The sequence below is a fragment of the Paenibacillus sp. EPM92 genome (assembly GCF_016586185.1).
GTDB classification, from domain to species: domain Bacteria; phylum Bacillota; class Bacilli; order Paenibacillales; family NBRC-103111; genus Paenibacillus_G; species Paenibacillus_G validus.
In genome coordinates this window covers 25342-49156 of record NZ_BCPS01000110.1, presented here as the reverse complement: position 1 = coordinate 49156, position 23815 = coordinate 25342, and the positions used below count along the sequence as shown (strand labels likewise).

The 23815-nt window shown below is 47.3% G+C and carries 22 protein-coding genes; all 22 read left to right on the top strand.

Going from position 1 to position 23815, the window contains the following annotated elements; all coding sequences use genetic code 11:
- The first annotated feature begins 115 nt into the window (after positions 1–115).
- The 22 genes from JMF85_RS27505 to JMF85_RS27400 all read left to right on the top strand — a co-directional run bounded on the left by JMF85_RS27505 (position 116) and on the right by JMF85_RS27400 (position 23802).
- The gene (locus JMF85_RS27505) at positions 116–559 is read left to right on the top strand and encodes an Hsp20/alpha crystallin family protein (protein ID WP_127609287.1); all 444 of its coding nucleotides are present in this window, start codon (positions 116–118) and stop codon (positions 557–559) included.
- Positions 560–855: 296 nt separating this feature from the next.
- Positions 856–1911: a Delta(5) desaturase DesA gene (gene desA / locus JMF85_RS27500; protein WP_201319361.1), complete on the top strand. Its 1056-nt coding sequence runs from the start codon at positions 856–858 to the stop codon at positions 1909–1911.
- A gap of 67 nt (positions 1912–1978) precedes the next feature.
- Positions 1979–3115: a sensor histidine kinase gene (locus JMF85_RS27495; RefSeq protein WP_127609291.1), complete on the top strand. Its 1137-nt coding sequence runs from the start codon at positions 1979–1981 to the stop codon at positions 3113–3115.
- Positions 3112–3711 carry a response regulator transcription factor gene (locus tag JMF85_RS27490; protein ID WP_054797828.1) on the top strand — a complete coding sequence of 200 codons (600 nt, stop codon included), beginning with the start codon at positions 3112–3114 and terminating at the stop codon, positions 3709–3711. The genes JMF85_RS27495 and JMF85_RS27490 overlap by 4 nt, the downstream gene beginning before the upstream one ends.
- Positions 3712–4019: 308 nt before the next feature.
- On the top strand, positions 4020–5198 hold the full coding sequence (locus JMF85_RS27485; protein ID WP_127609294.1) for an iron-containing alcohol dehydrogenase: 1179 nt from the start codon (positions 4020–4022) through the stop codon (positions 5196–5198).
- A 223-nt stretch (positions 5199–5421) separates the two neighbouring features.
- Positions 5422–7008: a UbiD family decarboxylase gene (locus JMF85_RS27480; protein ID WP_201319360.1), complete on the top strand. Its 1587-nt coding sequence runs from the start codon at positions 5422–5424 to the stop codon at positions 7006–7008.
- A gap of 183 nt (positions 7009–7191) precedes the next feature.
- Positions 7192–7605, top strand: a complete 414-nt coding sequence (locus tag JMF85_RS27475) for a DUF3870 domain-containing protein (RefSeq protein WP_201319359.1) — start codon at positions 7192–7194, stop codon at positions 7603–7605.
- A gap of 98 nt (positions 7606–7703) precedes the next feature.
- Positions 7704–8819, top strand: a complete 1116-nt coding sequence (locus JMF85_RS27470) for a cupin domain-containing protein (protein ID WP_201319358.1) — start codon at positions 7704–7706, stop codon at positions 8817–8819.
- A gap of 40 nt (positions 8820–8859) precedes the next feature.
- Positions 8860–9171 carry a Rieske (2Fe-2S) protein gene (locus JMF85_RS27465; protein WP_201319357.1) on the top strand — a complete coding sequence of 104 codons (312 nt, stop codon included), beginning with the start codon at positions 8860–8862 and terminating at the stop codon, positions 9169–9171.
- Between the two features lie 54 nt (positions 9172–9225).
- Positions 9226–10383 (top strand): amidohydrolase family protein, encoded by a 1158-nt coding sequence (locus JMF85_RS27460; RefSeq protein WP_201319356.1) that lies wholly within the window; start codon positions 9226–9228, stop codon positions 10381–10383.
- A gap of 28 nt (positions 10384–10411) precedes the next feature.
- Positions 10412–11317 carry a dihydrodipicolinate synthase family protein gene (locus JMF85_RS27455; RefSeq protein ID WP_201319355.1) on the top strand — a complete coding sequence of 302 codons (906 nt, stop codon included), beginning with the start codon at positions 10412–10414 and terminating at the stop codon, positions 11315–11317.
- A 20-nt stretch (positions 11318–11337) separates the two neighbouring features.
- Positions 11338–11865, top strand: a complete 528-nt coding sequence (locus tag JMF85_RS27450) for a cupin domain-containing protein (protein ID WP_201319354.1) — start codon at positions 11338–11340, stop codon at positions 11863–11865.
- Positions 11866–11880: 15 nt separating this feature from the next.
- Positions 11881–12384, top strand: coding sequence for a cupin domain-containing protein (locus JMF85_RS27445; RefSeq protein ID WP_201319353.1), 504 nt, complete (start codon positions 11881–11883; stop codon positions 12382–12384).
- A 35-nt stretch (positions 12385–12419) separates the two neighbouring features.
- On the top strand, positions 12420–14693 hold the full coding sequence (locus JMF85_RS27440) for an AAA family ATPase (protein WP_201319352.1): 2274 nt from the start codon (positions 12420–12422) through the stop codon (positions 14691–14693).
- Between the two features lie 17 nt (positions 14694–14710).
- Positions 14711–15547 (top strand): ABC transporter permease, encoded by an 837-nt coding sequence (locus JMF85_RS27435; protein ID WP_201319351.1) that lies wholly within the window; start codon positions 14711–14713, stop codon positions 15545–15547.
- Positions 15548–15590: 43 nt separating this feature from the next.
- A complete protein-coding gene (locus tag JMF85_RS27430) occupies positions 15591–16418 on the top strand; it encodes an ABC transporter ATP-binding protein (protein WP_201319350.1) in 828 nt (275 codons plus the stop codon).
- Positions 16419–16451: 33 nt separating this feature from the next.
- Positions 16452–17480, top strand: a complete 1029-nt coding sequence (locus JMF85_RS27425) for an ABC transporter substrate-binding protein (protein ID WP_201319349.1) — start codon at positions 16452–16454, stop codon at positions 17478–17480.
- A 47-nt stretch (positions 17481–17527) separates the two neighbouring features.
- Positions 17528–18583, top strand: coding sequence for an ABC transporter substrate-binding protein (locus tag JMF85_RS27420; protein WP_201319348.1), 1056 nt, complete (start codon positions 17528–17530; stop codon positions 18581–18583).
- An 18-nt stretch (positions 18584–18601) separates the two neighbouring features.
- Positions 18602–20092, top strand: coding sequence for an aldehyde dehydrogenase family protein (locus JMF85_RS27415; RefSeq protein ID WP_201319347.1), 1491 nt, complete (start codon positions 18602–18604; stop codon positions 20090–20092).
- 19 nt (positions 20093–20111) lie between these two features.
- A complete protein-coding gene (locus JMF85_RS27410) occupies positions 20112–21023 on the top strand; it encodes a DMT family transporter (RefSeq protein ID WP_201319346.1) in 912 nt (303 codons plus the stop codon).
- A 123-nt stretch (positions 21024–21146) separates the two neighbouring features.
- The gene (locus JMF85_RS27405; RefSeq protein WP_201319345.1) at positions 21147–22307 is read left to right on the top strand and encodes an ABC transporter substrate-binding protein; all 1161 of its coding nucleotides are present in this window, start codon (positions 21147–21149) and stop codon (positions 22305–22307) included.
- A gap of 37 nt (positions 22308–22344) precedes the next feature.
- Positions 22345–23802 (top strand): UbiD family decarboxylase, encoded by a 1458-nt coding sequence (locus JMF85_RS27400; RefSeq protein WP_201319344.1) that lies wholly within the window; start codon positions 22345–22347, stop codon positions 23800–23802.
- The last annotated feature ends 13 nt before the right edge of the window (positions 23803–23815 follow it).

Here is a 23815-nt window from a genome sequence, read left to right as displayed (position 1 = left end):
GAAGCCATTCCACAATAGTTATTTAATCAAACGCTTCCTTGCATAATTGCTTGGTTTTCGGGAAATTATAATCTTGTTCATCCAAAAACAACGATCTAGGAGGCTAACGTTTAAGATGCAGCTAATCCCTTATGAACCATTCCGGCATCTCGAAAACATGAGACGGGAGCTTGACCGTTTCTTCACAGGAGACTTGTCGACTTTTAAAACAGGATTCGGTCAAAATCTCGGCAGTTTAAGGGTTGATGTCCATGAAACCGAAAATGAAGTCGTGGCTACTTGCGATATACCGGGATTAGAAAAGAAAGAAGATGTGAATATCGATATTGACAACAACATCCTTACCATTACCGGGTCCATCAACAGAGCAAACGAAGTCAAAGAAGAAAATTTGCACAGGCAGGAGCGTTTTGTCGGCCGTTTTCAACGCTCCATCAGCTTGCCTTCAAGCGTATCTTCAGAAGGCGTTACAGCGACTTATAAGAATGGTGTACTTGAAATTCGTATGCCTAAAACCAAACCCGATACGAAGAAAAAAATTGATGTTAACTTTCATTAACCGGGCCGATTTTGTTCCAGGCAGCAAATGAGCATCGCTTAATCCAGAGAACATCATGACCAGTCAGGATTTTGTTGATTGGTCTTTTTGCGTGCATGTCGAAAGGGTGGCACGATCACAATGGCTGCTAGCGAGAATACGAACCGCAAACCTCCTCCTATATGACAAATGTCATACCTTCTACTTGACGTTTATGACTACAGCGAACGGGCTGCATTTTCTATAATTGAAGATAGAAAACTGCGTCCGGTGTTCAACAACGTTCCCCGCGCGTTATATCGAGGAGGAAGCCCGCAATGCACCAAGCTAGCATAGCCCATCTGAAAAAGAACGTCGCTCCTTATGAGAAAACCGATACGAAAGCGAGTATCCGGCAGCTTGTCAACACCCTGGTTCCACTTGTGCTGCTCTGGTACGGCGCGTATCTTAGCCTGTCCGTTTCGTATTGGTTAACGCTGCCGATCGCGATCGTTGCGGCCGGGTTTGTGGTTCGGACGTTCATCATCTTTCACGACTGCTGTCATCAATCGTTCTTCAAGAACCGCCTGGCTAACGATATACTCGGCACCATTACGGGTGTCCTTACGCTTTGTCCGTATGAACAGTGGAAAAATGCTCATGCCATCCACCACGCGACGAGCAGCAACCTCGATAAACGGGGGATCGGCGATATATGGATTTTGACCGTGGACGAATATGCGGCTTCTTCATTGTGGCAGCGAATCGCTTACCGGATTTATCGGAATCCGCTCGTCATGTTCGGACTCGGACCGAGCTTTGTTTTTCTGCTGCAGTACCGGTTTAACCGCAAGGGAGCGAGACGCAAGGAGCGCATGGGCAATTATTTGACGAATGTACTCCTGGTCGCTTTGTATGCGCTGTTGATCTGGGCCGTCGGCTGGCAAGCATTCGTCATGGTTCAAGGGCCGATTTTCTTCGTATCCGGCTTGTTGGGCATCTGGCTGTTCTATGTCCAGCATCAGTTCGAGGATTCCTACTTTGAGAACGAAGAAGAATGGAGCTATGTGAAAGCCGCGGTGGAGGGGAGCTCTTATTACAAGCTTCCCACGGTTTTGCAATGGATCACGGGCAACATCGGATTTCATCACGTTCATCATTTAAGTCCGAAAGTACCGAACTATAACCTGGAGAAGGCGCATGAGGCTACGCCGCCCCTTCAAATGGCGACGACCATTACGCTCCGCACCAGCCTGAAGTCGCTTCGTTTCCATCTATGGGATGAGCGTAACAAAACGTTTGTCGGTTTCAGAGACATCAAACGGGTGCTCGGCAAGACCGATCCTGCAGTCCATTCCATAAAAAAACATAGCCCGAGTCTGCAAGGAAAGTAACTCTGCGCCAAACCTTTATGTTATGATACAAGTAACTTTATCGGCAAAGAACAAAGGATGGGCGACCATGCAGAAGTGGTATCAAATTTTTCACAAAAATACGGGTCTTAGTCCTTATGTGTGGGTCGTCTTTTACATCCTTCCGTTTTATTTCATATTCCGGTCATCCTCTACGTACGAAGTGGTGATCGGCTTCATCATGATTATCGTGTTCTTTGTTTGCTACGTGCTGTCCTTTGTTTCCAAAGGCTGGCTGGTGTACTTTTGGACAAGCGTGCAAATATTGATTTCCATCACGATGACCTTGCAGTTCGGCTATGTGTATTTCTCCCTCTTTTTGGCTTTTTTTATCGGCAATATACAAAATCGGATCGGATTTATTACGTTGTACTCCATTCATCTGGTTAGCACGCTGGCGACTATCAACTATGGGTTCGTATCGAAAAATCCTGTATTTATTACCCAGCTCCCGTTCGTCCTGCTCAGTCTGATTGCCGTGATCCTACTTCCCGTCACCACCTACGACCGGAACAAAAGGGATCAATTACAGGGACAGCTGGAGAATGCGAATAAGAAAATTTCCGAGCTGGTCAAGCTGGAAGAACGCCAACGCATCGCCCGCGATCTGCACGATACGTTAGGGCAGAAGCTCTCCTTAATTGGCTTAAAGAGCGATTTGGCGGGTAAATTAATAAATAAGAACCCGAACCAGGCCCAGATCGAAATCCAGGAAATCCGGCAGACGGCCAGAACCGCGTTGAAGGAAGTCCGGGAGATGGTTACCCAAATGCGCGGTACGAAGCTGGAGGATGAGATGTTTCGAATTGAGCAGATCTGTAGAGCCGCTCAAATCGAGTTCGTTTTGGAAGGGGACCCTAAGCTGACCGACACCTCCTTGATGACCGAGAATGTGCTCAGCATGTGCCTGAAGGAAGCTGTCACCAACGTGGTGAAGCACAGCGGCGCATCGATGTGCTCGATTGCCATCGAACCATCGCGAACCGAGTTGGTTATCCGGGTGAAGGACAATGGGATCGGCATAGCGGATGAATCCTTATGCGTCCGGGGGAACGGACTGCGGGGCATGAAAGAGCGGCTTGAATTTGTGAACGGAAGTTTGGAAATCAGTTCCGATCATGGAATGTTACTCGTGATGAAAGTGCCGAACGTCTTCAAACCAGCGGAGAAGGAGGCGGGGACATGATCCGAATTGTGATTGCCGAGGACCAGCGGATGCTGCTGGGCGCTCTGGCTTCCCTGCTTGATTTGGAAGAGGATATGAAGGTCGTAGGTCGAGCGAGCAACGGCGAGGAGGCCGTGAAGCTGGTTCACCTGCATAAGCCGGATATTTGCATCATGGACATTGAGATGCCGGGCAAGAGCGGGTTGGACGCGGCCGAGGAATTGAAGGGATCCGGCTGCAAGGTGATGATTCTCACCACGTTCGCCCGCTCCGGCTACTTCGAGAGGGCCGTCAAGGCAGGCGCCAACGGGTATTTGCTGAAGGACAGCCCCAGCGAGGAGCTCGCTGACTCGATCCGCAGCATCATGGCCGGCAGGCGCATCTACGCCTCGGAGCTGGTGGATGAGGCTTATAGCGAAGAAAGTCCGTTGACCGAGCGGGAGAAGGAAGTGCTCGTCCTTATCGCCGACGGCAAGAATACGAAGGAAATCGCCAGCGAGCTGTACATTACAACCGGAACCGTCCGCAATTACATTTCCACTATTCTGGATAAGCTCGGCGTCAGTAACCGGATCGAAGCGATTATGCGGTTCAAGGAGAAGGGCTGGTTCAAGTAACAGGTTGCCAGCCAGAGTCACGCCACCTGACGGCAGGATGGAACCGCACCTAGCAGAAATGAAAGCTCATGAAAGAGGCCCTACGAGTAGAATCGTGGGGTCTTTGTTTGTGTACGGAGAACACGAAACGGCCGGGCAAACCGGAAATTTGTTTAGAGTCGCCCGGGCATGGTATTATTACTAAATATGGAAGATCATACAATATACGTTTATACAAGTGGCGATCCAATTCATGAGTCAAATCCGGCTTGCATCTGCTTTATCCCTGAACGGAACACCCATTCTACAGAACAATAAGGAGGCCCGGCATGACATCGATCCATCAATTGCTTATGCCCGGAAAGGTCTTATACGGGCGGGGAGCTTTCACCCAAGTAGGCGAGCAGGCAAGCCTCTTGGGCGTCAAAGCGTTCATTATCAGCGATCCGATCATGGCAAAGATCGGTAACGTCGATTTATGCATCGAGCATCTGAACCGGTATTCGTTTCCATACGCCACCTATTTGAATGTGGATGCAGAGCCGACCGATGTTCACGTGCAGGAAGCGCTGGAAATTTGCCGTCAGGAGCAATGCGACGTCATCATCGCTTTAGGCGGAGGAAGCTGTATCGATACTGCCAAGGCCGTGGCGGTATTCATGACCAACGAAGGCCATCTCAGCAAATACGTCGGCGGCAAAAACCGGTTCCGCACCAAACCGATCCCGCTCATTGCCGTGCCCACCACGGGGGGAACCGGATCTGAAGTCACCAAAGTCACAGTCATCATCGATACGGCGAACGATGTGAAAATGATGATTTCGGATCCGGCGCTGCTTCCTGCGATAGCCATTGTCGATCCATTATTATCCGTTTCCTGTCCCCCGGCCGTTACGGCGGCTACCGGAATCGATGCGCTGTGCCATGCTGTGGAAGCTTACCTCTCGCGCCGCTCGCAGCCTGTAACGGACCTGTATGCGCTGTCGGCGATAGAACTGATTATGAATCATTTGCATCAAGCTTTCATTCAGGGAGACGATGTGGAGGCGAGAGAAAAACTTGCGCTCGGCGCCATGCTGGCGGGAGCCGCTTTCTCGAATGCGTCGGTTACGCTGATCCACGGGATGTCGCGTCCGGTGGGCGCACTCTTTCATGTGCCGCACGGGTTATCGAATGCAATGCTGCTGCCAGCTGTGTTAGATTATACGAAAAGCAGCGCGGAGGAACGGCTTGCCCATATTGCACAGACCATGAGGCTGGACACGACCGGTACCGCCATCCCGGAGCGCGCGGACATGACGATTGACGCCATCAAAAAATTGTGCCGTTCTCTGCGCATACCGAATATAAACCAGTGGGGGATCGAACGGGACAAATGGGCGAACGCTGTCCATAAAATGGCGTTCGATGCTCTCGACAGCGGCAGTCCCGCGAATAATCTGAAGATTCCGACGCACGAGGAGATCGTCCAGCTGTATAACACGGCTTACGACTACAAGTTTTGTTAGCTTTCTTTTTTATCTTGAAATTAACTCCGTTGTATGTTAAATTAAGAAAAGACAACGTATTCTTTATTTAGAAAGCGGTTTCATATATACAAAATGTTAATTCATATTCGGCTCTTTATCTGCTTTAGTAGCTTCAACTACTAACTCTCGCAGACAAAAAACAGCCTTTAAGAATCGAAAGATTCTTAAAGGCTGTTTTTTTATAAAAAAAGGAGTGAAAAAGATGTCAGTGAAACAGGATTTGCGTACTCACATAAAACTTTTGGATTCCAAAGAGAAGCTGCACCGTATCACAAAATCTGTCAATAAGGATACGGAATTGATGCCGCTAGTAAGATGGCAATTTCGGGGGTTGGAAGAAGAGCAGCGGCGCGGATTTTTATTCGAAAATGTGACTGATAGCCGTGGCCGTACTTTTTCCGGTTCGGTGGCGGTCGGTATTTATGCAGCTTCAACAGAAATCTACTCTTTAGGTATGGGGTGCCCCCCGGAAAAAGTAAGAGAACGATGGTTGGAAGCGCAAGCTCGGCCCATTCCTCCGAACATTGTGGAATCAGGACCCGTGCATGAAGAAGTACATATGGGCGATAGCTTGCTGGAACACGGGGGTATTGAGGAGTTTCCCATTCCGATTTCGACACCTGGCTTTGATATCGCTCCTTACACTACAGCATCGAATTGGGTTACGAAAGACCTACAGACGGGCTGGACTAACGTCGGCAATTATCGCGGGCAAGTAAAAGGGCCGGATCGGATGGGAATGTTTATCAGCCCGCGCAATCACGGTTGGAATCACTGGGATCTCGCACGTCAAAAAGGGATTCCTTTGGAAGCGGCACTAGTCATCGGCGGACCGCCTACGATTACTTTTACCTCAGGTTCCCGCATCCCATACGGTGTGGAGGAATATGCGGTGGCCGGAAGTCTGCTCGGCGAGCCTATTGATATGGTTCGATGCAAAACCGTTGACTTATTGGTTCCTGCATATGCAGAACTTGTGATAGAAGGTCGGATTTCCACGGAATACATCGAGCCTGAGGCACCTTTCGGCGAATATACGGGATATATGGGTCCGCGGGTATTCAATGCTGTGTTCGAAATTACGGCTATCACGCATCGGAAAAATCCGATTTTCTGCGCGATCATTAGTCAAATGCCGCCTAGTGAAAGCAGCAAAATGAAGAAGATTGCGCAGGATAACAACTATCTGCATTATCTTCGGAATCAATGTAACCTGCCGGATGTATTGGACGTGACATTCGATGAAATCGCGGTCGATTCTTGGTGCGTGATCAGAATGCGAAAGTGCAATCCGGCAATAGTCTGGCAAGCGTTATATGCTGTGGTGGGCCGGAATTCCACCGTCGGAAAAATGGTTATCGCCGTAGATGAAGATATTGATCCCAGCGATATGGAATCGGTGGTATGGGCGCTCAGTTATCGTGTGCAGCCGGAACATGATATGAGGATTTTACCGTATCGAAGCGCGGGGTTGGATCCATCCGGACATCCGCCTACGAAGGATATTGCTGACAACACGGTTCAGAAGAACTTCGGCTCGGTTTGCCTTGTCAATGCCATGCGTAAGTTTGATTATCCGCCGGTTTCCCTGCCAGCTAAGCCGCATATGGAACAAGCAAAAAAAATATGGGAAGAGCTGGGGTTGCCGAGGCTTAAACCCCGTGTTCCGTGGCACGGATATGAGCTGGGCGAGTGGTCGGAGCGCGACCGGGAGGAAGCTGAATGGGCGATTCGTGGCGAATATAGTCGAACGGGAGAACGAGCGAAAGAAGAGAGAAAGCCCGTGTAAATTAATGGGTTATTAGCAAAAAAAAGCGATTGCAGCTTATGTGGTTGTGTGATAGTCTTTACTTAAATGGATGGGGTGGTTTTCCCAAAAACATTTCATTTCAAACAACGGCGTTCTTAAATCACAACTAAAAACATACAATGATTTAACCGTCGGGTTTAGTGAAGGATGTCGGGTGATCATATGAGCGGATTTATTAATGACAATACCATGAATCACAACATTAATTTATTCGAAAAGAACGTAGTGCATTATTCCGAAATTACCGGCACCGCCATGTTTACCGGTAATGCCAAATTACCAAGCGGTAATGCGCTTTATGAGATGTTGAAAGTAATAAGTTGTGTAATAATCGTCGATCTCAAGACCTCAACGATTATTGATGCATCATTTACTACACTCAGCCCGACAGCTAACAATTATATAAGATCGCTCGTTATAGGCTATGTTTTAAATGGAGGCTTCCAGCCTTTGGCAAACCGTCTTGATCGGCATCTTCATTTAACTTCTAAAAAATCATTTATTAAATCCCTTGAAATTGCATATCAAAGATATCAGGACTATCTGACCGACAGTAAAATGAAGATTGGCTCCTAAATCTTAAAAGCTCACGTAAAATAGAATAAACGGCTTATTATCTGCTTTGGCGGTTAACCTGTCAATTTCACAGATAAACCCAGCCTTTAAGAATCCATATGATTCTTAAAGGCTGTTTTTTTTCAAAAATAGATAATTTTGAAGGAGGCTTGTATATGTCGTCATCATCCGCACCTGAATTTGAAGATAATTTGGAAGCGCTATATCGGGATATGGAGGCAGAAAATGTTGATGCCCTTTGGCGGCGTGAAGGGGAATTGCTAACTCGCGAACCTGCTAAAACCGGCTTGCCTTATCATTGGGAGTGGGAAAAAATTGAATCCTTGCTGCTTCGTGCAGGTCAATTGGTCCAGTTAGGCAGCGGAGGGGAGAGGCGGGTACTCCGTCTGGTTAATCCGAGTCTGGAGGCTCCCGCGAGTACCACCCATACGATTTCTTCCACATTGCAATTGCTATTGCCGGGTGAATCGGCACCTCTTCATCGCCATAGTGCGGCTGCTATCCGCTTCATTATCTCCGGTCGTGGAGCTTTTACCGAGGTGGAAGGCGAACGAATTGAGATGGAACCGGGAGATTTGATATTAACCCCGAATTGGACTTGGCATTCTCATCATAATCCGACCAATGAACAAATCATTTGGATGGATATTATCGATACACCTATGGTACTGCGGTTGAAAGCGATGTTTTTTGAATCGGGACGAAATCAACAGGTGCAGGAGAAACCGGTTGGGTATACGGTGCGTCGTTCGAATAAAGCAGGGATGATTAGGCCCGAATTGCTGCGTAATGCCGCTCCGGTCCAGGGAGGAGCTTTGCCACTGATTTATCGTTGGGCGGAAGTGGAACCTATTTTTCAAGAGCAGGGAGCTGAGCGAAGTCCTTATGATGGCGATTTGCTGCGCTACGCGAACCCGCTGACCGGGGATCATCACACCCTGCCTACGATGGGCTGCGCCATTCAGCGTCTTCACTGCGGTGAACAAACCCTTACGCACCGTCATCTTTCCAGCACGGTTTACTATGTAATGCGTGGCCAAGGAATGAGCACCGTCGAAGGTAAAGAGATTCGATGGCGTCAAGGAGATGTAATCACAATTCCGACTTGGGCCTGGCACTCTCACAATGCTGACCAGGAAGCGATTTTGTTTTCGATCAGCGATCAGCCTGCCATGGAGAAATTGGGCTGGTATAGGGAAGAAGCCGCTGAATAGCGAGGAACGCACAACTAACAATATTAAATGGGGTGTTGGCATGAAAGAATACTTTGTAGCGAAGGCAGAAGAGGTGTCTGAGGGAGGCGTCGTCACTGTTCAAGCGGGAAAAAGGGTGATCACTGTATTTAAAATCGACGACGAATTTTATGCGATGAACAATATGTGTCCTCATAAAGGTGCGTCATTATGTGAAGGGAAAATCGACAAGGCAAGAAAGGTGGTACGTTGTCCCTGGCATCTGTGGGATTGGTCAGTCGAAACAGGCGAATTGGAAGCGTATACAAAAAAACGCCTTCCGGTTTATAAAGTGAAGGTTGTAAACGGGGACATTCTTTTATACACCAAGTAATTCCTGAAAAATGCGTAAAGTCAATCAATCCAACATTTGGGGAGGAGAAGTTATATGACTTCGGAAGAAAAATCGGCTGTTATTGAACGTGAAATAGGTAAGATTATACAACCTCATCCTATTCATCCAAAAGGCAAAGAATTTGAGGTGATCGATTCGGACTTTCATTTTCAACCGGATTGGGATACCCTTCGGAAATATATGAAAGAACCGTTTCAATCCAAATTTCTGCGGTATCCGCAGGTTGCTTCCGAGTATGCGCCCGATCAAGCCATCGGTTTGCAGGGCACGGGTCAAAACGTCCAGGGTCAGGCAAAGACTGCCGCAGATGTGCTGCGGGTGTTGGACGATAACTATACGGATATGGTCATTTTGAGTCCCGGTTTTCAGCGTCCACAGAGCATGTTTAATGAACCCATGATTACTGCGGTTGCTTCAGCCTATAACGATTATCTGGTTCATGAAGTATTCCCTGCGAGTGATCGAATTAAAGGTCTTATTATGATCAACCAACGGGATCCGGTGGCAGGAGCTGCGGAAATTCGCCGTCTTGCTCACCATCCCGGCTTTGTCGGCGTATATTCGGAGTTTGGGGGCACCTATGAACCGATCGGTTCCGCTAAACATGATCCCATTTATGATGCGCTTGCCGAATTCGATCTGCCGATTTCGATCCATGTCGGAACCTTCTGGCAGCAATGGTCGCCGCTTTCCATAGGATCCCGTACCTGGGTTGAATTGCTTGGCGTGTCTTCTGCTGGAACGTGCATGGCTTTTATGGCCAGTATGATCATGCAGGGCCTCTTCGATAAATATCCGAAGCAAAAGGTGCTTGTACAAGAAGGCGGCTACTGGTGGCTTCCCGATCTCATGTACAGAATGGATGAGTTATATCTGGACCATCCCGGCGATATCCAGTTTGTGGAGAGAAAGCTGGAAAGCGGAGAAAAGTATCTGAAAAAACTTCCAAGCGAATATATTTTCGAGCATTTCCGGTTCTCTACACAGCCGATGTGCAAGCCGAAAAACAACAAGCATTTTGCCTACTTACTTGAATTATGTCATGCAGAGCATTTATTCCTCTATTCTTCAGATTGGCCTCACGCTACGTTTGATCCGTTGAACTGGGTTGTGGAAACCGACTTTATTCCGGAAGACATGCAGAAGAAAATTTTGAGCGGCAATGCCCGGGAATTTTATAAACGCTTATAAAACAAAATGGATATGGAGGCTATGATCTATGTTTACTGGGATTATTTTACCTTTGATCACACCGTTCAAATCGAACGGTGAAGTGGATGAGCAAACACTGCTTAATATGGCGGACGGTGCGATTGAAGCAGGGGCTCACGGTATATTTCTATTGGGCTCTCAAGGCCAGGGACCGGCTATGAGTTTAGAGGAGAGAACCAAGACCACGGCTAAAGTTGTGGAGCATGTGAATGGCCGAGTACCGGTCATCGTCCATGTCGGTACAACCGATCTGCGCAGCACCACCCGGTTGGCGGTGGAAGCGGAGGCCGCAGGAGTTGACGGGATCGCAGTGATTGCCCCTTATTACTACACGGATCATACAACAGCGGAAATCGATGCGCATTTCATGGGGGTGGCTAAAGCAACATCACTGCCGATGGTGATGTACAATAACGCCAAATATTCCGGGGTCAACATTACGGTCGATTGGCTGGTTCGGCTAAGCGAGCAAATTCCTACTCTATGCGGGGTTAAACTGTCATACGCCAGTCCCGAAATGATGCTGCAGTATGTGGAACGTCTGCCGGAGCGGGTAGCGGTATATTCGGGCTCAACGATGTATTTGTTAACTACGGTTCCGTTTGGCGTTCGCGGAGCGATCAACCCCTTAGCCGTTTTATTCCCGGAGCTGGCCGTTTCCATGTGGAATGCAATTCATGATAAAAACTGGGAGCTTGCTTTTAAACTGCAGGATCGGGTCAATCGCGCTTCATTGGGGATTTCCAAAATCTTTAAGCAATCAGGACGTTCCTTGTATAAAGAAGGTTTACGTATGATGGGCTATAACGTTGAAGTCTTCCCCCGTTGGGAAGCTCTGGACTTGTCGGAAGCGTCTCTAGCTGAGCTGCGTCATATTATGGAAATCGTATCTGTACTTGATATCAAAAATTAAATGAATGAGGAGAGGTTAACATGGAGTTTGAACGAACAAAGAGTCGTGAACGTGAGCAGATGCCTAATAACATCTATGAAATGGCGCTTAAGTACCGCAAAGACTTTAATGACCGGCAAGTTTCAGGAAGACTCTTGGTAAAGGGCAAGGATGCGGAAGTCCAATTGAGCCGTCAAGGATATATTCAATATTTGCTGTCGGGCCTTTATTTCAAGGATACCGCTTTGCAAACTTGGCAGGTTTTTATTCATGATATCAAAAAACAAAGCGGAAAACACCGGCATCAAGGAGGCCTTGTGCTCTTTATTCTTGAGGGCAGCGGATGGTCTGTTGTCGATGGCGTTCGCTATGACTGGGAAGAGGGCGATCTCGTGCCGCTTCCGCTGAAGCCCGGGGGTGTCGAGCACCAGCATTTTAACGGGGATCCGGAAAAGGGCTGTAAATGGATAGCTTTTATTAACTATCCTCTGTTTGACGAAGCGGCCAGCGAGCTTGTACAGAGTGAGGTCAATGAAGATTTTAAGAAGATGTACGGCGATGTTCTTTAGGAGGGGGATTGAAGCATGAGCAGCAGAGAAGAAAAATTGGCGGCGCATAATTATTTTGAGGAGTTAATGGAGCTTCGTGACAAGCAGCGTGAACAAAAGAAAAATACCGACATTATCGTAAGGGTGAAGGATCTTCCCTTGGAGAATAATCGCCATGGACTGATGCAGTGGTATCTGCACCCGAATATGGACGATACGCCAATCAACAGCGAAATCATCTATGTCCAACACATTCCGCCGGGCAGCAAGAGCGGACGCCAACATCATCCTGGAGGAAAGCTGTTATATTTCTGGAAGGGAAAGGGGCACACCGTAGTCGATGGAGAAAGCTACACGTGGGTAGCCGGCGACATTTTGCAGCTTCCGCTGCGAAGAGATGGCGTGGTTTATCAGCATTTCAATGACAGTGATGAGGATACGGCGAAAATTATTGCGGTAGAAGCCAATTTTACGCAGACACTTGGCGTTGATAAAGGTTCCGTTTTTGAAGAGATTGAGAATTCTCCCGATTTCAAATAGCAGAACAATAACAAGATGCAAGGAGGATCTGCAAAATGCTAAAAAGAATCAAAGCAACAGTTGATCGTGCAGTGTCAGAGCTTGCCACTACTTCCAGATGCCAAGTGACGATAGATCAACAGCTAATGGAACAAGCGGACTTGCATATCGGTGATGTGGTGGCGATCGAAACCGGATTGGGGCGTCACACGTTAGGCAGAGTCGCAGAACCTCTTGAAAAAGACACCGGGAGCGGAATTATTCGTCTGGACCGGTTTCTCAGGCAATCGATCAAAGCAAGAATCAACGAAGATGTCCGTATTGAAAAGAAGGAGTTAGAGCCTGTCAGCAGGGTGATCTTATCGCCTCCCATTGATGTATCGCGGGCGCATCATCTTATTGAGCATTTATCAGAGACGTTTAGCAAACATCAAACTCCCGTCATGGTCGGATCTGTGTTATTCGCCACTTTTCACGATTCCAACGCCGGCATCCTTTATAAGGTAGTGGAAGTCCACGGCGCTCCACACACGCATACAGACGGAGACAAACACTCCCATTCCCATTCACACTCCCATTCACATTCTCACACGCATACACATACACACTCTGACATACAGGGAATCATCAATGAGAAAACGGTAATTGAAGTGGAACCCCCTGATGCGCGAACTGTGGAAGGGGCTTTTGACACCACTTTCGAAGACGTGGGAGGATTAGGAGCGGAAATTAAATTAGTACGTGAATTAATTCAGCTGCCGCTTCAATTTCCTTATATGTATCGCCAACTTGGCATTCAGGCTCCAAGGGGGATTTTGCTTTACGGTCCCCCAGGCAGCGGCAAAACCCATTTTGCCCGGGCCATTGCCAATGAGCTTCAGGCGAAGTTCTATTATATCAACGGCCCGTCCGTTGTCGGCACCATGTACGGCGAAACCGAATCTAATCTTCGCAAGATTTTTAGTGAGGCGGCTCATCACGCACCATCGATTATTTTTATTGATGAAATGGATGCCATTGCACCGCGTCGTGATCAGCTTGGCTCACAAAGTGACATTCGTGCGGTGACCCAGCTTCTCTCACTCATGGATGGGCTGTCCAAGGTTGACAGCGTTGTAGTGATCGGCACGACCAATCGCGTCGATGCCGTGGATAACGCGATGCGGCGGCCGGGGCGATTTGACAGAGAGGTTATTATAGGGCCGCCAAACGCGGTCGGCAGACTGGAGATTTTGCAAATTCATACCCGGGAAATGCCTCTGAGTTCATCGGCTGTAGATTTTTTGCCGCAAGTTTCGAATGTAACGCACGGTTTTGTCGGTGCTGATCTCATGGAGCTATGCCGGGAAGCAGGATTAAACTCATTGCGGCGAAGCACATCCAATCTCAAAAATCATCTTGAAGGGTTCCAATTAAAACCGGAACAGATCACAGTGGAGCCGGAGGACTTCCAATTGGCGCTGACGAAAATTCGTCCATCGGCAATTCGTGAGGCGCTTGTCTCCATACCGAACGTTCGTTGGAATGAGATAGGCGGTTTGGAGAGCGTCAAACGGGAGCTGCAGGATATGGTATTGCGGCCAATGAAGGAACCGGAGCGTTATCAGCAATTGAACTTGACCCCGCCTCGCGGAATTTTATTATATGGCTCTCCGGGTACCGGCAAAACTTTATTGGCAAAAGCTCTGGCTAATGAGGCAGGGGTAAACTTCTTAGCATTGGACGGTCCTGAAGTTTTCAGCAAATGGCTCGGTGAGTCCGAAGAGGCTATCCGCCATATTTTCCGGGTTGCCCGTCAGCTTGCGCCAAGCATCATTTTTTTTGACCAGCTTGATGCCATTGTGCCCAAACGCGGTTTTGATTCCGGTTCCCGTACCACGGAGAGGGTAGTAAATCAAATTATGTCCGAACTCGACGGCATCGAATCTATGGCCAACATCGTGGTTATCGGGGCTACCAATCGAATAGATCTGATCGATTCCTCAATTTTAAGACCAGGCCGTTTGGGTATGCAAATTCATGTTCCGCTTCCGGATTTCAAAGACCGGATTGACATTTTACAAGTGCTGCTGGCAAATATGCCGTTAAGCGATGAGCTATCCGCTTCTGCTCTAAGCGAACAGATTGCGCAAAAAACCGACGGTTTTTCCGGGGCCGATTTACAAGCGATATGCACCCAATCGAGGCTGCAGGCTATGCGGGATGCAAGGTTCCAAGAATGTGTGAAATTATACCTGGCGCATTTTACTACCGCTATTGAGAGAATTCATGAGTTAAAAAAACAAGAGAACGGATTAGGAGTAAAAGCATCGCAAACGATACATGCATAAGGGAGGCGGTTTTACAAGTGGCTGAGAATATTCAAGTGAAATCGACTTCAAACAGGTTAAAGAGACCCCGAACGAATGTTGTAAAAGCCTTCTACTTTAAGCGTGAGCGAGAAATTCTTGGAGGGGGGGCAATTCTTCTTTTCTTTGTGATGTGGGAAATCATTGGAGCAAGCGGATTATTTAATTCCATGTTTGTCAGTTCCCCTTCCAGAGTATGGGTTGCCGGAGTTGCATACATCGAATCCGGATTAGTATGGAATGATTTAAGAATCAGCGGAATCGAATTTTTCTCCGGATACCTTCTAGCCCTGCTCGTTGGGGTTCCTATCGGTTTAATGATGGGATGGTACTGGAGAGTACACGCCATTCTCGATCCGTTTGTCTCATTTTTTTACAGCACTCCACGTATTGCCTTCCTTCCGGTATTGATCATTTGGCTTGGCATTGGTATGGGGTCGAAAATCGCAATTATCTTTATGATGTCCGTGATCCCGTTTGTCGTCAATACGATGACCGGTGTCCGTACAATTGACCAAAACCTGGTCAAAGTTGCCCGCGCTTTTAATGCCAGCGATTTACAAATTTTTCTTACCATCATTTTGCCTGGAGCCATTCCGTCTATTATATCCGGATTGCGTCTCGGTATTGGATTGGGGCTGATCGGTATCGTTGTTGGAGAAATGTATGCGGCCAACGCCGGCATCGGATATCGGCTTATGGAGGCAGGAACCATGTTTAGAACGGATCTGCTTTTCGTTTGTGTTTTAATGATTGCCGGGATTGGCATCGCTTCATCAGAGTTGCTGGTGCGGGTGGAACGTATTTTTGACAGGTGGCGTCCCGATAGATCGTAGTCAATAAATGGAAAATAAATACTCTACCTTACGGGGGTATCATATGGGTCAGCATTCTTTATCTTTGGCAGTAACTAAAGAACGAGGGTTTGAGGCGACGAAGGATAAGCTTATCGCAAACCGGGTTCAAATCGAGTATTTCGTAAAACGGACAGGGGAGTATCATCTTGCCGTAGAGGATATCACACTTACGATTGCGGAGAATGAGTTCGTTTGTATTGTCGGACCGAGCGGATGTGGAAAATCTACATTTCTCAGTGCGGTAGCGGGTCTTCTGAAGCATAGTGGAGGTAATCTTAGTCTTAACGGCAAGCCGATCACGGGTCCCTGTAAAGATCTGTCGATGGTATTTCAATCTGCGGCGCTTCTGCCATGGCGTACTATTGTGAGAAATGTGACTTATGGAATTGAACTTTGGGGTGTTCCCAAAAAAGAAGCGCTGGAACGGGCAAAAAAGATGATCAGTCTTGTGGGCCTGTCCGGATATGAGCAGCGTTATCCCCATGAGTTATCAGGGGGCATGCAACAGCGTGTCAATTTAGCGCGTGCACTTATTGCGGATCCGCAGCTTTTGCTGCTTGACGAGCCATTTGCCGCTCTTGACGCCCAAACAAGAGAGATGATGCAGCATGAACTCTTGCGGATTTGGCAGGAGAATAAGAAAACCGCGCTGTTCATTACACATCAAATCAATGAAGCTATTTATTTGGCCGATCGGGTGGTGGTGCTCTCAAAGGGTCCTGGTCGTATAAAAGAAATTATTCCGATTGATTTTCCTCGGCCACGCGATGAAACTATTAAACGCGATCCGAAATTTTTGGAGTATGAAGATCGTATCTGGGCATTGATTAAAGAGGAGTCAAATGATTAGGAGCATTATGGTTTGAGGGGGAGGGATAGCAGGATGGTTAGAAATAAGCGGTTTTATTTTACGATTATTTTATTACTATCTCTTTTGCTGGCAGCTTGCGGTCAGAGGGAAACGATCGCTGTCAATAATGGGAAATCGGATGCCGTCAACCCTAATCAACAAAGTAAGGATGCTTCCAAGGAACTCAAAAAATTGACGATAAGCGTTCCCGCAAAAAGCTTGGCATTTCTGCCCCTCTATATGGGCATAGAAAAAGGAATGTATAAAGAAGAGGGCATTGATCTTTCGGTAAGCGTCTTGAAAGCCAGTGCTGCCGTAGCCGCTGCGATTAGCGGTGAAGTTCCTTATACGGGTTCTTTGGGATCTACTTTCCGTTCGACCATCACCGGCGGATCCGGCCTGAAGGTAGTAATGGTGACCCTGGATAAGCTGGGTTTCAGTTTGTTTGCTGCTAAAGATATCAAATCAATAAAAGATCTCAAAGGTAAGGCTGTTATGGTGACGAATACTACTGGTTCTGATAACTATGTATTGAAAAAAATGTTGGAGAAAGAAGGCCTTAACCCAAATACCTTTTTAAATGCCGTCAGCTCCACAACAACCGCTAATAGCTATCAAGGTTTACTAGGAGGCGCATCCCAGGGCGCTATACTTTCGCCGCCTTACAGCCAGATGGCCGAAAAAGAAGGGTTTCCTCGTTTGAAAAACGCAATTGATGTTATCCAGCGCGGAAATGCAGGGATTTCCGTGACAACGGCTTATCTGCAAAACAACGAGGAAGAAGTGAAAAAGATGATTCGGGCTACTCTCAAAAGCATGAAATATATTAAAGAAAATCAGCAGGAAGTGATTCCTTTTATCAGCAAATTTTTTGAAATAGATCCGGGGCTGGCAAAAGGCGCATACGAGGACACGGTTGTTCTTTTTTCTAAAGACGGAACATTGGCGGATGAAGTTTTCATGGAGGAAATCAATGAGATTTTAGAAGAGACCAATAGCACGTCTAAAATGAAGGTTTCCGATGCTGTCGACTTTAGTATTGTGAAGAGTCTGGCAAAGTAGTTTACCGGAAAAGTACCGAATAAACCTAACTTATGGAAGGTGACCTCATGAAAACACGATTCTCTCTCATCGTTATGCTCCTGTTGATGACTTTCTTATCTACAGCTTGCGGTCAATCGGCAGCGCCCGCTTCGGCCGACAAAAGTGCCGCCCCTAAAGAAAGCGCTGCCAATGGAGCGGAAGCTAAAAAAGATACTCCTATCGCCTCGCAAAAGCCTGCAGACCTTAAAAAAATCAGTATCAGCGTTCCCGCGAAAAGTCTTGTGTTTCTGCCGCACTATATTGGTGTGGAAAAAGGGATATATAAAGAAGCCGGAATCGATCTTGATATCCAGGTATTAAAACCAAGCGCTGCAGTCGCTGCTTCCATCAGCGGAGAAGTTCCGTACACGGGGTCTCTGGGCTCTTCTCTCCGTTCCGTCATTACCGGCGGATCGGATTTGAAGGTGGTAATGGTTACTTTGGATAACCTGGCTTTTAGCTTGTTCGGCGCAAAGGATATTAAAACCGTACAGGATCTTAAAGGTAAGGCTGTTATGGTTACCAATTCCGGCGCTACAGATCATTACTCCTTAAAAATGATTCTCCAAAACGCCGGCCTGGATCCGATTAAATCCGTGAATATCGTCAGCTCTTCCACCACAGCGAACAGCTACCAATCTTTAGTTCAAGGTGCGGCCAAGGGTGCGATACTTTCTCCGCCGTACAGTCAAATGGCGGAACAAGCAGGATATCCCCGTTTGAAAAATTCGATTGACGTACTTAAGCGCGGGAATGCGGGTGTTTCCGTTCCGGGAAAATACCTGGAAAAGAACAAGGAAGAAGTGACAAAAATGCTTCAAGCCACATTAGAGAGCATGAAGTACATTCATGAACATCGCGAAGAAACGATCGCCTTTATTGAGAAGTTTTGGGAATTGAAGCCGGAGCTTGCCAAGGGAGCCTATGAGGACATCGTTATTTTGGTCTCAAAAGACGGCACGATGGAAGACAAAGTGTTTACTGAGGAAATACAAGAAGTTACTGCAGAGACGGGCGCTAAATTTGACGGTAAGGTTACGGATGCTGTCGATTTCACCATAGTGAAGAGTTTAAACAAATAAACGGAGGGTGAACAGGATATGAGGAACGCTCAGCATGAATTGTCGGATCCTTTAAAGGAAATACGAGAAACCAAGTTTTATCCGATGCTGATCGATGGACAGTGGGTCGAGAGTAAATCGGGAAAGTGGATGGATGTATTTAATCCTGCAGACGGCGAACTGCTGGCGAAAGTTCCGGCCGCGACCGCCGAAGATGTGAATGAAGCCGTTCAAGCGGCGAGTAGAGCGTTAAAAACCTGGAAACATACACCTCCCATGCAGCGTGGCCGACTTTTACTTAAGCTGGCCGATCTGTTGGAAGAAAACATCGATTATCTGGCTGCTATCGATGCCATCGACAGCGGTAACCCGGTATCCGCAATGAAAACCGACATTGTGGCAGCCGCAAGGCAAATCCGATACTTCGCCGGTTTGGTGTTGGAAATGAAAGGGGATACCCTTCCCTTCGGCGGTACGATGCTGCACAGTACGTTTCGCGAACCGTATGGAGTTGTCGCCCGGATTATCCCGTTTAACCATCCCATCATGTTTGCCGCCGGTAAAATTGCCGCTCCTTTGGCGGCCGGAAATACGGTTGTTTTGAAGCCCGCAGACCAAACTCCGATTTCACCTTTGATTTTCGGAAAATTAGTTAACCAGATATTGCCTCCAGGCGTCTTGAACATTATCACCGGCGACGGCCAGCATGCAGGTGATGCTCTGGTACGCCATCCGGAAATAAAAAGAATCGCATTCACGGGAGGCAGCACAACCGGAAGGAAAGTGCTGCAGACCGCTGCTGAGAGAATGAAAGTTGTGTCATTGGAGCTCGGTGGGAAAAATCCGATGCTGGTTTTTCCGGATGCGGACCTCAAAGAAGTTGTGAAATCAGCGGTGAAAGGTATGAATTTCGATGTTTCGCAAGGACAGTCGTGCGGGTCTACATCGAAGATTTTTGTGCATGAATCGATGTATCCGGATTTTGTAAGACAACTTGCTGAAGAAGTGGAGAAAATAAAATTAGGCATACCCAGTGACCCCGGCTGTCAAATGGGAGCTTTAATTTCAGAGGCTCATCTACAGCAAGTCGACGGATTTGTGAAGAGGGCCGTTGCTGAAGGTGCGCGTGTAGTTACCGGCGGAAGCAGGGAAAAGAAAGCTCCCTTTGATAAAGGATACTTTTATTTGCCTACGGTTTTGGATCAGGTTACTCCGGAGATGGAAATTGCAGTCGAAGAAATATTCGGACCCGTAATAGCCGTGATTCCCTGGAAAAATGAGGAGGATGTTCTTCAGTTGGCAAATGACAGCGAATACGGCCTGACAGCCAGCATTTGGACTAACGACATTCGACGTGCTTACCGTATAGCCACCTGTCTGGAGACGGGTTACATCTGGATAAACGACAGCTCCTCCCGATTTATGGGCACACCCTTCGGAGGCTACAAGCAGAGCGGAATCGGCGTTGAAAATAGCATCGAAGAAATGCTCAGCTATACTCAAATCAAAACTATCAATGTCTCTTTATAGGACAGAGAGAAGCTGATCTATGGGTGTATTTTTTTCCTTCGTCACAGCAGTGTTATTCGCGCTTTGCAATATTTACAGCCGAAAAGCATCCAAAGGAATTACGGGCCTGCAGGCGATTGTGCTTACCGTTACCTTGAATTTCTTATTCTTTTTTCCGCTCGGCGTCATTACAAAATATATACAGGGAACGCCATGGCCCGACTTTTCAACGATTCTGCTATTTTTGCTTGTGGGTGTGTTAGGTACATTTTTAGGGCGATGGGGTCTATATAACTCTATAGCTTTAATTGGGCCTTCCAGGGGAAGTCTGATCAAAAACTCTGCACCCTTATTTGCGATTTTGCTGGCATTTCTCTTTTTCTATCAGCTGCCTACATGGTTGTCTTTTATCGGCATTTTTACCATTATGGCGGGAATTTGGATTTCCGGGTGGAAAAAAGAGGATGTCCAAAATTCTACTCCTGAAAAGGAAACATTATTTCAAAACCGTCGTTGGTACAAAGGGATTATACTGGGAGTAGCCGCAGCGTTTTTGTTTGCGGCGGCCGATATTGTCCGTGCAGTTTCCATCCAGCATTATTCCGATATTATCATTGCAACGGGTTTTTCAACTTTGGGTGCTTGGCTCGCTATGTTAGTGTTTTTAATGCTTAGGGGAGAGCTCGTTGAAAGACACCGGAGCCACTTCACAGCATTGAATAAAAATTTGGTTCTGGCTTCCTGTTATGCGGGAGCAGCTCAGTTGACCAATTTCTACGCTTTAAAAATGTTATTTGTGCCTTATGTAAGCGCTTTAGTAGCTACAGCTCCGATATGGACGGCAGTGTTAAGCTATATGATGCTGCGGGATGATGAGAAGTTTGGCGCCGTATTTTGGACTAGTTTAGGACTGATTACCGGGGGAGCGTGTTTGATTATCGGTTTTAAATAAACTCTTGATGAACTGTGAAGCCCTATAAATTTTTTAAATTTGCAAGAAAAAGGAAACCTCAGCTACAATGACAATATGAAAGCGTATTCAAAAGTTCATAATAGAAAGGAGTGCGACTATCTTATGGCAAATAAAAAGTGGTATTTAAGCAAAGTAATAGTAATTTTCAGCCTGTTGCTTGCTATTACGGCTTGCGGTTCAAGCGCGCTGAAAAAGCCGGAGCCGAAAGCTTCCGTTCCGGAGGAAAAGAAGAGCGAGAAAACAAAGGAAGTCGGTGAATGGGACGAAATCGTTGCAGCAGCAAAAAAAGAGGGCAAGTTGGTCATGTCCGGAGATCCGAGCGAAGTGTGGAGAAAGTCGCTGGTCGATTTGTTTCAGCAGGACTACCCGGAAATTAAAGTCGAGTATACAGGCGCTAATGGGCGTGATTTTTGGCCAAAAGTCAGGAAGGAACGCGAGCTGGGGCAAAACCTTTGGGATGTAAGAGCCGGCGGGGTAGAATTGCAAGGTTACCAAGCAAAAAATGACGGTTTTCTGGATCCGATCCGTCCGGTGCTGCTCCCTGAAATTGCCGATGACAGTAAGTGGATCGGCGGATTAAACGGTATGTTTCATGACAAAGAAAAAAAATTCATGCCCTCCTACACGGTATACCTCTCACCGACCGTATTTGTGAATCGCGACTTTATTCCAGAATCTGAGCTTACATCTTCGGAACAACTGCTTGATCCCAAATTCAAAAATAAGATCGTTATGCAGACGCCTACCGGGGGAGCCTCGTTTAGCTCGTTAGGCAATCTCGGATTTATGTATGGAGAGAAGTTTGTGCATGATCTTTTGTCTACGCAGAAAGTGGTTGTTACGGATGACAAACGCCAACAGGCGGAGTGGGTAGTGCGAGGCAAGTATCCTATCGCAATCGGCTTTAATGATACCCAGCTCGTACCGTTCGTCAGTCAGGGTCTTGGTAAAAATGTAACGACGCTGGAAGATAAAATTACGCCCGCGGCATCAGGACTGGGGGGCCTCTTTTTAATCAAGGACGCGCCGCATCCGAATGCGGCCAAACTGTATATTAACTGGTTGCTTTCTAAAGAAACCCAAATTAAGGTGACTAAAAATGTGCTGCTTAACAGCAGACGTACAGATGTCCCTCCGGTTGTCAAAGATCTGGCCATCGATCCGGCAAATTTATCCAAATATCGTTTTTATTCTACTGAGGAAAATGTGGAGATATCCGAACGTCTCTTGCCGGTGATCAAGGATGCTATGCGGCAAAAATAAAAAATTTAATCAAGAATTATGAGGGGAGTAATGTTAGATGTCGAATGTAGAATATAACGATCTTCGCGAATTTATTGAACTTTGTAGAGAACACGGTGAGTTGAAAGAGATCAATGGAGCAGACTGGAACTTGGAAGTCGGTGCCTTGACAGAAGCCACGGCTGAATTGCTTAATGATCCTCCGATGCTTTTGTTTGATCAAATCAAAGGTTATCCGGCCGGATTCAGGACATTATCCTTGCCGATTGCTTCCCATAAACGGGCAGCGTTGGCGCTTGGACTTTCATTGAACAAGACGAAATTGGAGAATGTTCGTTTAGGGGCGAAAAAAATCAAAGAGGCAAAGTCTATTCCGCCGGTAGAGGTTGAGTACGGACCCGTGATGGAAAATGTGCTTACAGGCGATGAAGTTGACCTTCTTCGTTTTCCGGCTCCGATTTACCATTCTTCTGACGGAGGACGTTACATCGGTACCGGCGATTCATTAATTAACCGGGATCTCGTTACGGGCTATGTGAATATGGGGACCTATCGGATGCAGTTACACGAACGGAACTTGCTTGGTTTATGGATGAGCCCGGGTCAGCAGGCCCGTCAGATCTGTCAACAATACTGGGATCAGGGGAAAAGCTGTCCGGTTGTCGCCACTTTCGGTATCGATCCTCTATCCTTTATGGCATCGCACACCAAACGGCCATTCGGCAGCTCCGAATTTGATTTTATCGGCGGCCTTCGCGGCAAGCCGTTGGAAGTCATTAAGGGGCCGATTACCGGGCTGCCTATACCCGCCCATGCCGAGATTGCCATTGAAGGTGAAGTGCCGCCTCCAACAGAGGAATCCCGCGAAGAAGGGCCGTTCGGGGAATGGCCGGGCTATTATTCCGGAGGAACATTGGGTACCGGTGAGCTTCAGCCCGTCATTCGTGTAAAGGCTGTTTATTATCGCAACAACCCCATTATTTTAAGCGAAGCGCCATTATGGCCGGGTGCATCTAAACGCGCTCTTCCGCTCCATGCGGGTTTATTATGGGATCAGCTTGAGAGCGCAGGTATCCAGGATATCTCCGGTGTGTTCTTCCATACGGACTATATGGTTGTCGTTTCAATCAAGCAGCGCTATGCTGGACATGCGAAACAAACGGCAATGGCTGTCTTGGGATGTGCGGCCTCTGCGCGCAATGGACGTTATGTTGTTATCGTGGATGAGGACATTGATCCTACCAATATGAAAGAAGTGTTGTGGGCGATGAAAACCCGCGTAGATCCGGCCACGGATATTGATACCCTCGATGGTGCCTGGAGTACGCCTTTAGATCCGCGCATGCCTCCGGAAAAGCGCCATTCAGGCGATTATACAAACAGCCGAGCGGTATTCTATGCTGTTCGCCCCTTTGCCTGGCGTGATAAATTTCCTAAGTCCAGCCGTACTGAGCGTGAATTGCGCGAAGAAATTGTGAGGAAATATAAATCCATTTTACCTTTTCCGAATGTTTAGAGAAGGAGGGGAA